The sequence below is a fragment of the Streptomyces longwoodensis genome (genome assembly GCF_001514125.1).
GTDB lineage: Bacteria > Actinomycetota > Actinomycetes > Streptomycetales > Streptomycetaceae > Streptomyces > Streptomyces longwoodensis.
In genome coordinates this window covers 1-16602 of the sequence record NZ_KQ948555.1, presented here as the reverse complement: position 1 = coordinate 16602, position 16602 = coordinate 1, and the positions used below count along the sequence as shown (strand labels likewise).

General features: G+C 73.9%; 13 protein-coding genes. 6 read left to right on the top strand and 7 right to left on the bottom strand.

What is annotated here, in order from left to right; translation table 11 throughout:
* The first annotated feature begins 2 nt into the window (after positions 1 to 2).
* Positions 3 to 1175: a winged helix-turn-helix domain-containing protein gene (locus AQJ30_RS19955; RefSeq protein ID WP_067235845.1), complete on the top strand. Its 1173-nt coding sequence runs from the start codon at positions 3 to 5 to the stop codon at positions 1173 to 1175.
* 33 nt (positions 1176 to 1208) lie between these two features.
* Here the strand turns inward: AQJ30_RS19955 and AQJ30_RS19950 are convergent, their stop codons facing one another.
* From AQJ30_RS19950 to mtnA, 7 genes are all read right to left on the bottom strand, one after another.
* The gene (locus AQJ30_RS19950; RefSeq protein ID WP_067235843.1) at positions 1209 to 1955 is read right to left on the bottom strand and encodes a response regulator; all 747 of its coding nucleotides are present in this window, start codon (positions 1953 to 1955) and stop codon (positions 1209 to 1211) included.
* A 214-nt stretch (positions 1956 to 2169) separates the two neighbouring features.
* A complete protein-coding gene (gene hpf / locus AQJ30_RS19945; RefSeq protein WP_067235840.1) occupies positions 2170 to 2862 on the bottom strand; it encodes a ribosome hibernation-promoting factor, HPF/YfiA family in 693 nt (230 codons plus the stop codon).
* Positions 2863 to 3177: 315 nt separating this feature from the next.
* Positions 3178 to 4224: a ComF family protein gene (locus AQJ30_RS19940; RefSeq protein ID WP_067236555.1), complete on the bottom strand. Its 1047-nt coding sequence runs from the start codon at positions 4222 to 4224 to the stop codon at positions 3178 to 3180.
* A gap of 121 nt (positions 4225 to 4345) precedes the next feature.
* The gene (locus AQJ30_RS19935) at positions 4346 to 6187 is read right to left on the bottom strand and encodes an LpqB family beta-propeller domain-containing protein (RefSeq protein WP_067235838.1); all 1842 of its coding nucleotides are present in this window, start codon (positions 6185 to 6187) and stop codon (positions 4346 to 4348) included.
* Complete coding sequence (gene mtrB / locus AQJ30_RS19930) at positions 6177 to 8426, bottom strand: MtrAB system histidine kinase MtrB (protein ID WP_067235835.1); 2250 nt, start codon at positions 8424 to 8426, stop codon at positions 6177 to 6179. The genes AQJ30_RS19935 and mtrB overlap by 11 nt, the downstream gene beginning before the upstream one ends.
* A gap of 1 nt (position 8427) precedes the next feature.
* Positions 8428 to 9117 carry a two-component system response regulator MtrA gene (gene mtrA / locus AQJ30_RS19925; protein ID WP_187281934.1) on the bottom strand — a complete coding sequence of 230 codons (690 nt, stop codon included), beginning with the start codon at positions 9115 to 9117 and terminating at the stop codon, positions 8428 to 8430.
* Between the two features lie 310 nt (positions 9118 to 9427).
* Positions 9428 to 10570: an S-methyl-5-thioribose-1-phosphate isomerase gene (gene mtnA, locus AQJ30_RS19920; protein WP_067235833.1), complete on the bottom strand. Its 1143-nt coding sequence runs from the start codon at positions 10568 to 10570 to the stop codon at positions 9428 to 9430.
* Between the two features lie 140 nt (positions 10571 to 10710).
* Between mtnA and AQJ30_RS19915 the strand changes: the two genes are divergently transcribed.
* Genes AQJ30_RS19915 through AQJ30_RS19895 form a run of 5 tightly spaced genes read left to right on the top strand, consistent with a single transcriptional unit; the run spans position 10711 to position 16525 of the window.
* Positions 10711 to 12237: a DUF7847 domain-containing protein gene (locus tag AQJ30_RS19915; RefSeq protein ID WP_067235830.1), complete on the top strand. Its 1527-nt coding sequence runs from the start codon at positions 10711 to 10713 to the stop codon at positions 12235 to 12237.
* Positions 12238 to 12241: 4 nt separating this feature from the next.
* Complete coding sequence (locus AQJ30_RS19910; protein WP_067235827.1) at positions 12242 to 13033, top strand: DUF4129 domain-containing protein; 792 nt, start codon at positions 12242 to 12244, stop codon at positions 13031 to 13033.
* Entirely contained in the window at positions 13030 to 14226 is a 1197-nt protein-coding gene (locus AQJ30_RS19905) for a DUF4350 domain-containing protein (protein ID WP_067235825.1), read from the top strand. Before AQJ30_RS19910 ends, AQJ30_RS19905 begins: the two co-directional genes overlap by 4 nt.
* Complete coding sequence (locus AQJ30_RS19900; RefSeq protein ID WP_107119638.1) at positions 14226 to 15215, top strand: AAA family ATPase; 990 nt, start codon at positions 14226 to 14228, stop codon at positions 15213 to 15215. Before AQJ30_RS19905 ends, AQJ30_RS19900 begins: the two co-directional genes overlap by 1 nt.
* The gene (locus AQJ30_RS19895; RefSeq protein ID WP_067235820.1) at positions 15215 to 16525 is read left to right on the top strand and encodes a DUF58 domain-containing protein; all 1311 of its coding nucleotides are present in this window, start codon (positions 15215 to 15217) and stop codon (positions 16523 to 16525) included. The genes AQJ30_RS19900 and AQJ30_RS19895 overlap by 1 nt, the downstream gene beginning before the upstream one ends.
* The last annotated feature ends 77 nt before the right edge of the window (positions 16526 to 16602 follow it).

Sequence of the window (16602 nt, the reverse complement as noted above, 5' to 3'; positions counted from 1 at the left end):
CCATGACCACCCCGCGCCCCCAGACCGAGCTCTCCGCGGACGACGCCCGCCGCATCGCCCTCCGCGCCCAGGGCTTCCTCGGCAGCCCCGACCGCAAGGCCGGCGTCCGCGGCGTCCTCCGCCACCTGGGCGCGGTCCAGCTCGACACCATCTCCGTCCTGGCCCGCAGCCACGAACTCATCCCCTACGCCCGCCTCGGCGCCGTCGGCCGCACCACCGTGGAGCGGGCCTACTGGACCGACACCCACGCCTTCGAGTACTGGTCGCACGCCGCGTGCATCCTGCCCATCGAGGAGTGGCCCCACTTCGCGTTCCGCCGCCGCGCCTACCGCCACCGCCCGCACTGGCACCACGACCTCCCGGACGGCGTCTACGACCAGGTGATCAAGCAGCTGCGCACCGAGGGCCCCCTCACCGCCACCGAACTCGGCGGCGCCAAGCGCACCAGCGAGTGGTGGGACTGGTCCGGCACCAAGGTCGCCGTGGAGCGCGCCCTGATGTACGGCGAGGTCGTCTGCGTCGAACGCCGCGGCTGGAAGCGCGTCTACGACCTCGCCGAGCGCGCCGTCCCCACCGACCTGCTGCACGACGACCTCGACGACGCCGAGTGCCTGCGCCGCCTGGTGCGCCTGGCGGGCCAGTCCCTCGGCGTCGGCACCCGCGCGGACCTCGCCGACTACCACCGCCTCAAGACCGAGCAGGTGGACGCCGTGATCGCCGACTCCGGCCTGGTCCCCGTCACCGTGCACGGCTGGGGGAAGCCCGCCTGGGCCGACCCGGCCGCCCTCGCCGCACCACCGCGCGGCCGCCACCGCACGACCCTGCTGTCGCCGTTCGACTCCCTCGTCTGGGAACGCGCCCGCACCGAGCGGATCTTCGGCTTCACCCACCGCCTGGAGGCCTACGTCCCCAAGCCCAAGCGGATCCACGGCTACTTCGCCATGCCGGTGCTCGCCGGCGGCCGCCTCGTGGGACGCGTCGACCCGGCCCGCGAGGGCAGGACCCTGGTCGCCCGGCAAATCTCCCTGGACCACCGCAAGGCCGTTCCCGCCGTCGCCCAGGCCCTCGTGGAGGCGGCCGGCTGGGTGGACTGCACGGACGTCCGCGTCGAACGCGTCGACGCCCCGGAACTGCGCGAGCCCCTCACCACGGAACTCGCCCGCCTGCTGGCCTGATCCGCACCACCGGCCCGGTCGTCCGACGGGCCCTCAGCGAATTTCGAGGATCTTCTCCCGCATCGCGTACACCACGGCCTCCATCCTGGAGTGCAACTGCAACTTCTCCAGGATGTTGCGCACGTGGTTCTTCACGGTGTTCTCGGAGATGAACAACTCCTTGGCGATGTCCCGGTTGTTCATTCCGGTCGCCACGAGCTTCAGCACTTCCAGCTCACGGTCCGTCAGCCGCGGCGCCGGCACCAGCCGGCGCTCGTCGGTCCGCTGGATCATCGACTTGAACTCGGTGAGCAGCTTCGACGCCATGGACGGACTGATCTGCGACTGCCCGTCGGCCACCGCGCGAATCGCGGTCGCCACCTCGTCGGTGGAAATCTCCTTCAGGAGATAACCCGTCGCGCCCGCCTTGATCGCGTCATAGAGGTCGGCCTCCTCGTCGCTGATCGTCAACATGATGATCTTCGCGCTGGGGGCCACCTCCTTGATGGACGTGCACGCCTCGATACCGCCGCGCTTGGGCATCCGGACGTCCATCAGCACGATGTCGGGCAGCAGGTCGGCCGCCTTGTCCACGGCCTCGGCGCCGTCCCCCGCCTCACCGACGACCTGGATGTCCTCCTCGGCCGCCAGCACGATCTCCAGACCGCGACGGAACAAGGCGTGGTCGTCCACGACGAGGACCCGGATCGGCTCCTCGCGCGAAGTGCCCGCCTCCGGGCCCAGGCCGACGACGCCGTCGCCGGCGCCCTCGTCCCGCATCGGTCCGAAGCTGTCCGCCATCGTTCCTCCCCCTGAAGGCTGTGGCCGTGGTCCTGTGCCGTCGCCAACCCAAGGCAGCGACCCACCGGTTGGGCCGCTCGGGTCATGATTCCATGCCCGGACGACAACGCGGTGACGCAACGGTGCGTGATGGGGTCGCACGGCGTCGCACGAGGGTGCCCCTGGGGGCGCACACGCGCTCCAGGGGCACCGGCCGGGCCTTCGACGGCGCGGGTCAGCCGCCCAGCGTGCCACCCGATTCTGCGGAGTTGCCCTGGGTGACCATCGTGTCCGTCCTGAGGTGGATCACGCCGTAGTCGTACGCGTGCCGCCGGTAGACGACGCTGGGCTCCTTGGTCTCGGAGTCGACGAACAGGTAGAAGTCGTGACCGACCAGCTCCATCTCGTAGAGAGCCTGGTCGAGCGTCATCGCGGCGGCCACGTGGGTCTTCTCGCGGACCACCAGGGGGCCGTCGCCCTGCACCTCGAGCGAACCGATCTTCTTGGTGGGCACGCCCTCGGACTCGTCGGACCCGACCGCCTGGCCGTTGCTGTCGAGGGTGGCCACGCCCGGGACGTGGTCGGCGACCTCCGCCGCGGAGATCCGCCGTGTGCCGCGCCGCGTGTACCGCTTGTCGTGCTGCTTGCGCAGCTGGGCGTCCAGCTTCTCCGCCGCCAGGTCGAGTGCCGCGTACGGGTCACTGGCCGCCGCCTCCGCCCGGATCACCGGACCGCGGGAGCGGAGCGTGATCTCCACTCGGTCGCACCGGTCGGCCTGTCGGGGGTTCGGCTCCTTGGACACCTCGACGTCGAGGCTGATCACCTTGCCGTCGAGCTTCTGGATCTTCTCCAGCTTCAGCTTCTCGGCCACGTGCTTGCGGAACCGCTCGGGCACCTCGGTCTTGCGGCCCTTGACGACGATGTCCACGCAGAACTCCGTTCCCGGATCGCTCCGCTTCGCCGGCGGAGCATCTCCCTTTTGCACCAGGTCCCGGAGAGCCCCGGAACCTCGGACTCGGTGACGTCCACCTCCTCCTCCCCCGCGGGCGCGATGTCCATCCTCAGTGCGGCGGGTGATTGCGGAAAACCACAGCACCGCATTCGGATAGGCGAGGTCTGGCCTGCGGCTTTCCCTCACAACCGAACATATCTCGCCCGGACGGATGTCGTCACCCTCTACTGCCGCGTACCTCCGTTCAGGTGAATTGACCCTCTCATTGCCTGCAACGACGCGAGTTAACGCTCAGTTCCTGTTCATTCCGATCATTCCGAAGGATTCCGCCGACGCGGCGACCACCGCCGCGCAGACCACTCCCCCGGTCCGTCCCCCGAGTACCCGGAGTACCCGGAGAGGCCCGCCCTCAGCACTCGTCCCTTCCGCGGATCCCGCCTCGCGGCCCGCGTCCCCGTCGGTCCGACGGCTTCCTTCCACCGTCACGCCCCCGCCACCGCCACTCTTCCCCGCCGTCCCCCACCCGATGCCTCCCCGCACACTTCCTCCGGACCCCCGCCGCACGGCCCGCCCAGAAGGTGCCGCTCCCCGCTCCGCGGGGTAGACGCCGAGGTTGACCGCGTCCACCGCGTCCACCGCGTTCGCGGAGTTCACGGCGTTCACGGAGTCCACCGCCTCCCGCACGGCCCGGGCCGCCTCCGCCAGGGACGCTCCGGTCGTCATCAGGTCGTCCACGAGCACCACCGGCCCACCCGCGAGCAACCTCGCGCCGCCCGGCGCCACCACCAGCGCGCCCCGCAGGTTCTCCCGCCGCTGCCGCGAGTCGAGCCCCGCCTGGTCCGCCACCCGCCTCCGCTGCCGCAACACCGCCGCCACCCGCGCCGGCCTTCCGGCCCGCCGCAGCACCCCGGCCGCGGCGAGCGCGATACGACGCGTGGGGTCGTGCCCACGGGAGCGGACGGCGGCGGGGGCGGAGGGGACGGGGACGAGGATGAGGGGAAGAGGGAGGGGGAACTCAGCCGGGGTGGGGCCCTCCCCCCTCCCCTCCCCCACCCCCACCCACACCGCCCCCGCCAACGCCACCCCCAACTCCCGCCCCAGCCCCAGCGCACCGCGCTCCTTGTGCGCCAGCAGCACGGCCCGCACCGCGTCCCCGTACGGCGCCGCCGCGAAGACGGCCGGCAGCCCCGCAGGCTCGGGCACCGGCCGCACCCGCCGCGGCACGTTCCCACCGAGCGCCTCCCGGCACCCGGCACAGAGCACCCCCCGAGCCCGCCCGCACCCGGCACACCCGGTCGGCAGCACCAGGTCACCGAGCTCCCGCCACCACCCCCGCACAGCGTCCACACCGACCACTGTGCCAACGCGTCCGGGAGGCCACCACCCCTGTGGAAAACGGTCGAGCCCCCCTGTGGACAACCATCAGGAGGGCTCGCATCCCGTCATCGCCGGGCTGTCGTCACCCCGGATAGAACACCGCCGAAGCCGTCTCCTTCAGCGTGCGCCAGCCGCTGCCGCCGGGGAGCCACAGGAGGCCGTTCTTGGACGTGGCGAACAGCGGGGCCTCGCTGTCCTCGGACGCCGCGATGCTCTGCACCTCGGTGAGGCCGGGCAGGGTGCCCGCCTCGGGGACGGAGCCGTCGGACTGGACGTACTGCACCTGCTCGACCCCGCCGGACTCCTGCCCGACGACCACGAGCCGGCTGTCCCCGGCCCACGACACGGCCGTCACCTGCTCCAACTCCGGTGTGGCGGAGCGCAGTTCCTGGACCGACACGGCCGGCTGCTGCTCGCCGGGCTTCTGGTCGCGCTCGATCCGCCCGATCAGCAGCGCCTGCCTGCCGTCCTTCTCCACCACGAGCGCGATCCGCACCCCGTCGGCGGCCACCCGTACGGCGTTGATCCGCCCGTCCAGGCTGGGGGTGCGCACGACGACCGGGGTGCCGCCGCCGTTCTGGAGCAGCAGCAGGCGTGGTGCGCCGGGGTTGCGGTCGGCCACCCACAGGTCGCCCTGTCCGTCCCAGCTGGGCGCGGTGAGCCGGTCGCTCTCGGTCGCGCCGGTGCTGCGCAGCACCGGTTCGCCGAGGGAGCTGCCGGTGACCATGGAGCCGACGTACAGCGCCCTGCCGTCGATGGTGACGCCGGCGGCCATGTGCTCGTCGTGCGCGACGGCGACGGAGCGCAGTGCCTTGGTGCCGTCGCCGAGCGCGCCGGGCACGGGGTCGCCCGTGGTGTCCTCGCCGCCGCTCATCCGCGCGAGCCGGTGTTCGCCGTCGATGAAGTACAGGTAGCCGGGGTGGTCCTCGGAGCCCCGCGCGGCGACGGTCGCGGCGCGGTTCTCGTCGAGGGAGCACAGCCGGGTGCCGCCGGCGCGCAGTTCGACCTCCTCCACGACCGGAGTGAGGCTCTGCACGGTGAACAGCAGCTGGGCGGCCATCTCGTCGCACTTGGCGTGGCCGACGTTCTCGGCCTTGTCGTTGAGCGGCACGGTCAGCTTGTTCTGGTCGTCGGGCGTCAGCGCGGTGACGCCCTTCGCCAGCTCGGTGCCGGTCGGGAAGCTGGAGCGCACGACGGGGCGCAGCCAGCTGGTGGGCCCGCCGATCAGGGAGCGGACGACCTGGGTGGTGGGGTCGACGCGTTCGCGCACGTAGACGGGGTCGGCGACGGCGGCGGGCCGGCGCGTGACGCCCACGGCCGTCGGGGTGGACGCGAAGTAGTACTTGTTGACGGACATGTAGTTGCGCTCGAAGTCCGACGTGCCCATGACGACGCCCTGGGGCAGGGCGTCGATGCGCCACTGTTCGGACTTCTTGTCGCGCACGAGGTGCACGATCTGCCCGTAGCTGCCGCCGGCGGGGCTGTACGACTGCTGCCCGTCGACGGTCGCCACGCGCGTGCCGGTGAGCGTGAAGGAGAAGTCGCCGCCTTCGACGCGGCCGCCGGAGCGGTCGGCCTCGGCCTCGGGCCCGTCGGCGAGCACGGTCGTGGACAGCTCGGGCTGCCAGGTGCGCGCGGCCTGCGGGGTGAGGTACTGCCGCGCGGTGGAGAAGGTGGGGTCGTCACTGGTCAGGGCCTCGAGGAAGCCCTGGACGATCTCGGAGGGCGGCGCGTCCTCGCGGGGCGGCATCGCGAACACGCGGACCTGGGTCTCCTGGCGGGGGGTGGATTCCACGCCCCGCAGGTCGCCGTTGTCGGGCATCGAGGCGCAGCCGGCCAGCAGGACGACCCCGCACGCGGCGTACGCCGTCGCGCGCCTCCGTCCGCGCCGTGCGCGCGTGCCCCCTTCGCGCTCAGCGCCCACGAAACGCCTCCCCCTGGTCGTCCGAACCGTCCGCTCCCGCGTCCACCCGCCCGGAGCTCTCCGCCCGCGTCCCGCCCGCGGCGGCCGCGTCCTCCTGCCGACGTACGCCGGGTCGCGCACCGTCGTCCTGCCGCCGCGCGCCGGACGCGGCACCGTCGCCCGACCGCTGCGCATCCGCCGCGGAGCCGCTGGCCGGCTGCTGCACGCCGAGTGCGGCGCCGCCGTTCTGCCGCCAGGCATCCGGTACGGCATCGTCGTCGTCCCGCGCCGGTCGCGGAGGTACCGCCGCGGGTCGCGCCACCACGCGTGCGCCGTTGCCCGGGAGGGCCGTGGGGTCGGCCGTGGGGGCCGCTGCGCCGGCCCTGGGCGTGAGGGGTGCCCGGGCGCCCGACCGGGGCTCACCGGCGGGCTGGAGCGGCACGGTGGCGCTCTTCTCGCCGCTCCCTCGGGGCAGGCCGGCGTCGTTGAGGCCGCGGTTGCGGCGGGAGTCCTTGGGTTCCAGGGGTATCGGCGAGCCGCGCAGCGGTTCGTCGGCGGTGCGCGGGAGCGTCAGCCGGAACTGCGAGCCGCCACCGGGTTCGCCCCAGGCCTGGAGCCAGCCGCCGTGCAGCCGCGCGTCCTCAAGGGCGATGGACAGGCCGAGGCCGGTGCCGCCGGTGGTCCGCGCGCGTGCCGGGTCGGCGCGCCAGAAGCGGCTGAACACGCGCGTGGCCTCGCCCGGCTTGAGGCCGACGCCGTAGTCGCGCACGGCGACGGCGACAGCGCCCTGGGCCGAGGCGAGCTTGACGACGACGTCCTTGCCCTCGCCGTGTTCGACGGCGTTGACGACGAGGTTGCGCAGCACGCGTTCGACGCGCCGGGCGTCGGCCTCGGCGACCACGGGCTGCTGGTCGCCGACGACGCGTATCGCCGTGCCCTTGCGTTCGGCGAGCGGCGCCGCGCCGTCGACGACGCGGCGTACGACGTTGCGCAGGTCGATCGGCTCGGCCTCCAGGGAGGCGGCGCCGGCGTCGAAGCGGCTGATCTCCAGCAGGTCGGCGAGCAGGGACTCGAACCGGTCGAGCTGGTCGGCGAGGAGTTCCGCGGAGCGGGCGGTGACGGGGTCGAAGTCCTCGCGGGCCTCGTGGATGACGTCGGCGGCCATGCGCACGGTGGTCAGCGGGGTGCGCAGCTCGTGGGAGACGTCGGAGACGAACCGTCGCTGCATCCGGGACAGGTCCTCGAGCTGCTGGATCTTCAGCTGGAGGTTCTGCGCCATCTTGTTGAAGGCCTCGCCCAGGCGGGCGATGTCGTCCTCGCCGGTGACCTTCATGCGTTCCTGCAGGCGCCCGGCGGAGAGCCGTTCGGCGATCCCGGCGGCCATCCGCACCGGCGTGACGACCTGCCGTACGACGAGCCAGGCGATCGCTCCGAGGAGCACGACGACGAAGAGCCCGGCGGTGGCGAGGGTGCCCTTGACGAGGCTGAGGGACTTCTCCTCCTGGGTGAGCGGGAAGAGGTAGTACAGCTCGTAGGGGTCGCCGTTGGGGTCGTTGACCCGCTTGCCGATGACGAGCGCGGGCTGGGACTCCTTGTCACCGTTGCTGTAGCGGATGCGGGTGTAGCTCTGGGCGGCACTGCTGCCGGTGTTGACGCGGGCGCGCAGGTCCTCGGGGACGCTCTTGTTGGGGTCGACGCCGCCGGAGGCACGCGGTCCGCGTCCGCCGCCGCTGTCGTCGCCGGGGGGCAGGGTGACGACGTCGAAGGCGCCCTGGCCGCCGCTGGACAGCGACGACACCAGTTCACTCATCCATTCGATGACGTTCTGGGAGGCGCGCTGGTCGGCGGGGGTACCGTCGTCGGCGCCGGCGCTCTCGGCCTCGTCGGCCTTCTGCTTGGCCACCGCGAAGCCGCCGGTGGCCTGGCTCTGCGACGCCTTGACCTTGGCGTCGAGCAGTCCGTTGCGCACCTGCCCGATGACGACGAAGCCCAGCAGCAGGACGACGCCCAGCGACATCAGCAGCGTGGTGGCGACGACCTTGAGCTGGATGTTGCGCCGCCACAGCCGCATGAGCGGCAGCAGCGGCCGGCGTATCCAGCGCAGCAGGAGCCTCAGGACCGGGCTGCCCTGCACCCCGCCCTGGAACAGCCCGCCGTGCAGGAGGCTCGCCCAGCGCTCCCGCAGGGACGTGCGGCCGACAGGCCGCTCCGGGCGGGCCCCGGACCGGCCGGGCGCCGAAGCGGCACTGTCACCGGACATGTCAGCTCGGTCCTGCCTTGTACCCGACACCACGGACGGTCACCACGATCTCCGGGCGCTCGGGGTCCTTCTCGACCTTGGAGCGCAGCCGCTGCACGTGCACGTTGACCAGGCGGGTGTCGGCGGCGTGCCGGTAGCCCCAGACCTGCTCGAGGAGCACCTCGCGCGTGAAGACCTGCCACGGCTTGCGCGCCAGCGCGACCAGCAGGTCGAACTCCAGCGGGGTCAGGGCGATCGACTGTCCCTCCCGCTTCACGGAGTGCCCGGCGACGTCGATGACCAGGTCGCCGATGGCGAGCTGCTCGGGCGCGGGCTCCTCGGACCTCCGCAGCCGGGCCCGTATGCGGGCGACCAGCTCCTTCGGCTTGAACGGCTTCACGATGTAGTCGTCGGCGCCCGACTCCAGGCCCACGACGACGTCGACGGTGTCGCTCTTGGCCGTGAGCATCACGATCGGCACGCCGGACTCCGCCCTGATCAGGCGGCACACCTCGATGCCGTCCCGGCCGGGCAGCATGAGGTCCAGCAGCACCAGGTCGGGCTTGGCTTCACGGAACGCGGCCAGCGCCTTGTCGCCGTCGGCTACGAAAGACGGCTCAAAACCTTCACCACGCAGCACAATGCCGAGCATCTCGGCCAGTGCGGTGTCGTCGTCGACGACAAGGACTCGTCCCTTCATAAACGACATCATCCCATTCTCATAACAGTGACGGTGGCGCTGGTGAGCAGGGTCACTGGCCTGTGACCTTAGCCGCAGCGAGCCGTCACTGTCTGCCCTCGTCCCGGACGGTGATCCCCGCACCCCCGGGAGCCGGGCGGGACACGGGCCGACGCCACGGCAGGACGGCCGAAAACCGGCCGCACCCCCACACCCGTCCCGCTCGGTCTCACGCGGTGCCGCGCGGGCACGGCCGTCACCGCCCGCCCCCTACGGGACGACAGCAGGCCTCGGGCAGCGGCCGCGCCCGGACGGGCAGCCGCTCCCCGAGGCCGTCGGCCCGTCAGCCGCTCGACACCTGGTGGGACCGGGCGTACAGGTCCGCCAGCGCCTCCGCCGTCACCGGCGACACGACTCCCTCCTCGGTGACGATCGCCGTGATCAGCTCCGGCGGGGTCACGTCGAACGCCGGGTTGTACGCCTGCGTCCCCAGCGGCGCCACCGCGACACCGCCGCCCGCCCCCGTCACCTGCACCTGCGGCGCGGAGAACTCGGTCACCTCGTAGCCGGGACGCTGCTCGACCTCGATCGACGCCCCGTCGGGAGTGTGCGGGTCGAGGGTCGTCACGGGCGCCACCACGATGAACGGCACGTGGTGGTAGCGGGCGAGCACGGCGAGCGGGTACGTCCCCACCTTGTTCGCCACCGACCCGTCGGCCGCGATGCGGTCCGCGCCGACCAGCACGGCGTCCACCTCGCCCGCCGAGAACAGCGACCCCGCCGCGTTGTCCGTGAGCAGCGTGTACGCCATCCCGTTGCGCGCCGCCTCGTACGCCGTGAGCCGGGCGCCCTGCAGCAGCGGACGCGTCTCGTCCACCCACAGCCGCCGCAGCTGCCCCGCCCGGTGCGCCTCGAGGGCCACCGCGAACGCCGTGCCCTCACCGCCGGAGACCAGCGCCCCGGTGTTGCAGTGGGTCAGGACCCGGTGGCCGCCGCCGGGCAGCAGCTCGTCCAGGAGGGCCAGCCCGTGCCGCGCCATGCGGACACTGGCCTCGGCGTCCTCCCGGTGCAGCTGCCGGGCCGCGGCCAGCGTCGCCGCGGCGGCCTGCTGCGGGTCCCCGGAGTCGGCCACGGCGGCCCGGTACGCCGCCCGGGCGCGCTCCACGCCGACGGACAGGTTCACCGCGGTCGGCCGGGCACCGGCCAGCGCGGTGGCGGCCTCGTCCACGTCGAAGCCGCGCGCGGCGGCGAGCGCGACGCCGTACGCCCCGGCGACGCCGAGCAGCGGCGCCCCGCGCACCGCGAGCGTACGGATCGCCTCGACCAGCGCGGAGGCGTCCGTGCAGACGAGTTCGACCTCCTCGACCGGGAGCCTCGTCTGGTCGAGGAGGACCAGTACGGGGCCTTCGGGTGGCTCCTCCCATCGGATCGCCGGGATGTCGGTGGGCGGCTTGTCCTCGCCGGGGTGCGCGTACTGATCAGCCATGCGGTCAGTCTGCCCCTTTTCCGGCAGACAATTGAAGGGAGGCAGGCCCTACCGCGGCCGGTCGGCCCATGACCACCCCATGGCACGATGGCTCCCAACCTTCCGCCGCGACCGCGGACGGGCACCGTGAAGGAGCGACGATGAACGACACTCCGGGCTGGGCCTCGCCCGGATCCGCCCCGTCCGACGGGCAGGAACCGGCCGCACCGGCCCCTGCCGAGCCCACCGGCCGACCGGGCCCACGCCCCGACGGCCCGCCCGAGGCCGCCCAGCCGGGAAGCCCCCGGCAGACCCCGGGCACGGCGCCCGAGAGCAGCGAGCCCGGCCCTCAGGCCGAGGCCGCGGACCCGGCCGCGCAGTCCCCCGGCCCGAAGTGGTCCAAGGAGCAGCCGCCCCCGGCCCAGTGGTCCGCCCCCGCGGGCGGCCGGACCCCCGGCCAGGCACCCCCGCCACCCCCGGCTCCGGCGCCCGGCACCGGCCAGGGCTGGGGCGCCCACCCGCCGGCCGGCGGCCCCGGCACCCCCGGCGGCTGGACCGGCCCCGCGGGCCCGGGCGGCCCCGTCCCCCCGGGCGGCTACGGCGGCCCGCCCCCCGCCGGCGGCTACGGCCCCCAGCCCCCGCACGGCCACCCCGGCTGGGGCGGCGGCTGGGGCGCGGGCTGGGGCGGCCCGCCGCCCGCGGCGAAGCCCGGTGTCATCCCGCTGCGCCCGCTCGGCGTCGGCGAGATCCTCGACGGTGCGGTGTCCACCATGCGCACCTACTGGCGCACGGTCCTCGGCATCTCCCTGACCGTCGCCGTCGTCACCGAGACCCTCGTCGTCCTGCTCCAGGGCCTGGTCCTGAACGACGCGGTGAGCTCGTCGGCCCTCGGCGACACCAGCGCCACCACCGACGAGCAGATCGACGCCCTGCGCGACAGCATGCTCAGCTCGGGTGCGATCTTCCTGGTCACCCTCGTCGGCACCGTCATCGCCACCGCCCTGCTCACCGCCGTCACCAGCCGCGCCGTCCTGGGCAAGGAGGTCACGCTCGGCGAGGCCTGGCGGGACGCCCGCCCGCGGATCCCCGCGCTGTTCGGCCTGATCCTCCTGCTGCTGCTCATCGCGGTGGCCATCGGCGGCGTCGGCGTGCTGCCCGGCATCCTGCTGGCGGTGGCCGGCGCCGGTGACGCGGGCGCCGGGATCGCCGTCCTCGGCGTGCTCGCCGCCCTCGTCGTCATCGTCTGGCTGTTCGTGCGCCTCTCCCTGGCCTCGCCCGCGCTCATGCTGGAGAAGCAGGGCATCCGCAAGGCCATGGGCCGCTCCACCAAGCTCGTCCGCGGCTCCTGGTGGCGGGTGTTCGGCATCCAGCTGCTCGCTGCCATCATCGCCAACGTGATCTCGGCGATCGTCGTCGTCCCGTTCGCCATCGTCGGCGCCCTCGCGGGCGACGGCGGCTTCCACGGCTTCGTCGAGTCCGGCGGCGACCTGGGCTGGACCTACCTCGTCATCACCGGGATCGGCTCGGTGATCGGCTCCATGATCACCTTCCCGATCACGGCGGGCGTCACCGTGCTCCTCTACATCGACCAGCGGATCCGCCGCGAAGCCCTCGACCTCGACCTGGCCCGCGCCGCCGGTGTCCCGGGCTACGCCGCACCCACCCCCGGCCCGACCCCCGGGAGCTGATGCGGTGAGCGTGACGGGGGGAGTCCTCACCGCGGACCCGGCGCCGCTGTCCCGCGCCACCGGCGCCGCCCTGCGGACCGTGCTGCGCGCCGGCGACGCCTCCCGGCTGCTGCGGGCCGGCGACGACGGGCCGCCGCTCACCGTCCCGAGGGACCCCGCGCGCGAGGCGGCCCGGCGCGAGCTGGCCAAACGGCTGTACCACGAGCACGACCCGGGCCTGGTCGAGCGCGCCCTCGACACCTTCTGGAACTGGCTGGACGACCTGCTCACCGCCGCGTCCGGCGCCACCCCGGGCGGCGCGCTCGGCCTGGCCGTGATCGTGCTGGCGGTCGTCGCCGTCGTGGCCGCGCTGTGGTGGCGCCTCGGCACCCCGCACCGCGCACCCGCGTCCACCGCCGCCCTGTTCGACGACCGCCCCCGCAGTGCCGCCGCCCACCGCGCGGCCGCCGAGGCGCACGCCGCCCAGGGCCACTGGAACCAGGCCGTCCAGGAACGCATGCGCGCCCTCGTCCGCTCCCTGGAGGAACGCGCCCTCCTCGACACCCGCCCCGGCCGCACCGCCGACGAGGCCGCCGCCGAAGCGGGCCGCACCCTGCCCGCCCACACCGACCGGCTGCGCGCCGCCGCCCGCGACTTCGACGACGTGACGTACGGCGGCCGTGCGGCGACCGAGCAGACGTACCACCGCCTCGCCGCACTCGACCACGACCTGGAGCACACCAGGCCCCAGCTCGCCCACAGCAGCACCACCACCGCCGCCACGGCCCACCCCACGCACGGGGGAACCGACCGATGACCACCGAGGCCACGCTCCCGTCCACGTCGGTCTCGCCCACGGCCCGACAGCTGTGGACCCGCTCGCGGGGCATCGCCCTCGCCCTGCTGGTCCTCCTCGCCGGGGCCGTCGCGGTCGCCACCGTCCGCTCCGACGCCCGGCACGGCGAGCTGGACCCGCGCTCCGCCGACCCCCTCGGCAGCCGGGCCGTCACCGCACTCCTCGCCGACCGGGGCGTGACCACCCGCCTCGTCACCACCCTGGCCGAGGCCCGCGCCGCGACCGGCCCCGACACCACGCTCCTGGTCGCCGTGCCCGACCGGCTGACGGAGCACCAGCAGAAGCTGCTGCACTCCGCGACCAGCGGCTCCGGCGGCCGCACCGTCCTCGTCGCCGCCGGCGGCTGGTCCGTCGGCACGCTCGCCCCCGGGGTCACCGCGGACCCCGCCACCAGCCGCGACTCCACCCTCGACCCCGGCTGCGACCTGCCCGCCGCCCGCCGCGCCGGCCCCGCCGACACCGGCGGCATCCGCTACACCAGCACCCGCCCCGACGCCGACGAGTGCTACCCCAGCTCCCGCCTGCCCACCCTGCTGCGCCTCCCCGACGCCGCGGGACAGGGCGACACGGTCCTGCTCGGCGGCCCCGACATCCTGCTCAACGAACGCCTCGACGAACAAGGCAACGCCTCGCTCGCCCTCCAACTCCTCGGCTCCCGCCCCCATCTCGTCTGGTACCTCCCCTCCCTCTCCGACACCACCGCCACCGGACCCGAGGACGAGAAGAGCTTCCTCGACCTCGTCCCGTCCGGCTGGCTCTGGGGCACCCTGCAACTCTTCGTCGCGGCAGCCCTCGCCGCCCTGTGGCGGGCACGCCGACTCGGCCCGCTCGTCCCCGAACGACTCCCCGTCGCGATCCGCGCCTCCGAGACCGTCGAAGGCCGCGCCCGCCTCTACCGCAAGGCGAACGCCCGCGACCGCGCCGCCGCCGCTCTCCGCTCCACCACCCGCACCCGCCTCGCCCCCCTCGTCGGCATCCCCGTCGCCCAGGCCCACACACCCGAGGCACTCGTCCCCGCCCTGTCCGCCCACCTCCACGGCGACGGACGCCCCCTGCACTCCCTCCTCTTCGGCCCGCCGCCCAGCGACGACGCCGCCCTCGTCTCCCTCGCCGACCGACTCGACGCCCTCGAAAGAGAGGTACGCCGTCCATGATGGACCCGACCACTGACAACGCCGGGCCCACCGGGGACCCGGACCGCGCCCGGGCCGCCCTGGAAGCCCTGCGCGCCGAGATCGCCAAGGCCGTGGTCGGCCAGGACCCCGCCGTCACCGGCCTCGTCGTCGCCCTGCTGTGCCGCGGCCACGTCCTGCTCGAAGGCGTCCCCGGAGTCGCCAAGACCCTCCTCGTGCGCGCCCTCGCCGCCGCACTCGAACTCGACACCAAACGCGTCCAGTTCACCCCCGACCTCATGCCGAGCGACATCACCGGCTCCCTCGTCTACGACGCCCGCACCGCCGAGTTCTCCTTCCAGCCCGGCCCGGTCTTCACCCACCTCCTCCTCGCCGACGAGATCAACCGCACCCCGCCCAAGACCCAGTCGTCCCTCCTCGAAGCCATGGAGGAACGCCAGGTCACCGTGGACGGCACCCCCCGCCCACTCCCCGACCCGTTCCTCGTCGCCGCCACCCAGAACCCCGTCGAGTACGAGGGCACCTATCCCCTCCCCGAAGCCCAACTCGACCGCTTCCTCCTCAAGCTGACGATCCCTCTCCCCTCCCGCCAGGACGAGATCGACGTCCTCACCCGCCACGCCGAGGGCTTCAACCCGCGCGACCTGCACGCCGCCGGCGTACGCCCCGTCGCCACCGCCGCCGACCTCGACGCCGCCCGCGCCGCCGTCGCCAAGACCACCGTCTCCCCCGACATCACGGCCTACGTCGTCGACATCTGCCGCGCCACCCGCGAGTCGCCCTCCCTCACCCTCGGCGTGTCCCCGCGCGGCGCCACGGCCCTCCTCGCCGCCTCGCGCGCGTGGGCATGGCTCACCGGCCGCGACTACGTCATCCCCGACGACGTCAAGGCCCTCGCGCTGCCCACCCTGCGCCACCGCGTCCAGCTCCGCCCCGAGGCCGAGATGGAAGGCGTGACCGGGGACTCCGTCATCAACGCGATCCTCACCCACGTCCCCGTCCCCCGCTAATGGCACTCACCGGACGCACCGCCCTCCTCGCGGCCCTCGGCTCCCTCCCCGTGGGCATCTGGGACGCCGGCTGGACCGGCCTGCTGGCCGTCAACGCCCCGCTGGCCCTCGCCTGCGCCTGCGACTACGCCCTCGCCGCGCCCGTACGCCGCCTGCTGCTGACCCGCTCCGGCGACACCGCCGTACGCCTCGGCGAGACCGCGGACGTCACCCTGACGATCACCAACCCGACCGGCCGCCCCCTGCGTGCCCGCCTGCGCGACGCCTGGCCGCCCAGCAGTTGGCAGCCCGGCACGGAGGTCGAAGCGTCCCGCCACCGCGTCACGGTCCCCGCGGGCGAACGCCGCCGCGTCACCACCCGCCTGCGCCCCACCCGCCGCGGCGACCGCCATGCCGACCGCGTGACCCTCCGTTCCTACGGCCCCCTCGGCTTGTTCGCCCACCAGGGCACGCACCGGGTCCCCTGGACGGTCCGCGTCCTGCCACCCTTCACCAGCCGCAAGCACCTGCCCTCGAAACTCGGTCGCCTGCGCGAACTCGACGGCCGCACCAGCGTCCTCACCCGCGGCGAGGGCACCGAGTTCGACAGCTTGCGCGAGTACGTCCCCGGCGACGACACCCGCTCGATCGACTGGCGCGCCACCGCCCGCCAGTCCACGGTGGCCGTCCGCACCTGGCGCCCCGAACGCGACCGGCACATCCTCCTGGTCCTCGACACCGGCCGCACCTCCGCCGGCCGCGTGGGCGACGCCCCCCGTCTGGACGCCGCCCTCGACGCGGCCCTCCTCCTGGCCGCCCTCGCCTCCCGCGCGGGCGACCGCGTCGACCTCCTCGCCTACGACCGCCGCGTCCGCGCCCTCGTCCAGGGCCGCACCGCACGCGACGTCCTCCCGTCCCTCGTCGACGCGATGGCCGGCCTCGAACCCGCACTCGTCGAAACGGACGCCCGCGGCCTCACCGCCACCGCCCTGCGCACGGCACCACGCCGCTCACTGGTCGTCCTGCTGACCACCCTCGACACGGCCCCGGTCGAAGAGGGCCTGCTGCCGGTCCTCCCTCAGCTCACTCAACGGCACACGGTCGTGGTGGCGTCCGTGGCCGACCCGCACATCGCCCGCATGTCGACGTCCCGGGGCTCGGTCGACGCCGTGTACGAGGCTGCGGCAGCAGCCCAGGCCCAGGCGGAACGACACCGCACCGCCCAGCACCTGCGCCGCCACGGCGTCACCGTGGTGGACGCGACGCCGGACGAGCTGCCGCCGGCACTGGCGGACGCCTACCTGGAACTGAAGGCAGCGGGACGACTCTGAACGCAAAAAAAGGGGCCCTCGGAGGAGGGCCCCTTTCATTGACTGGGCTGAACGCAGAAAAGCCCCGTGCCGAATGA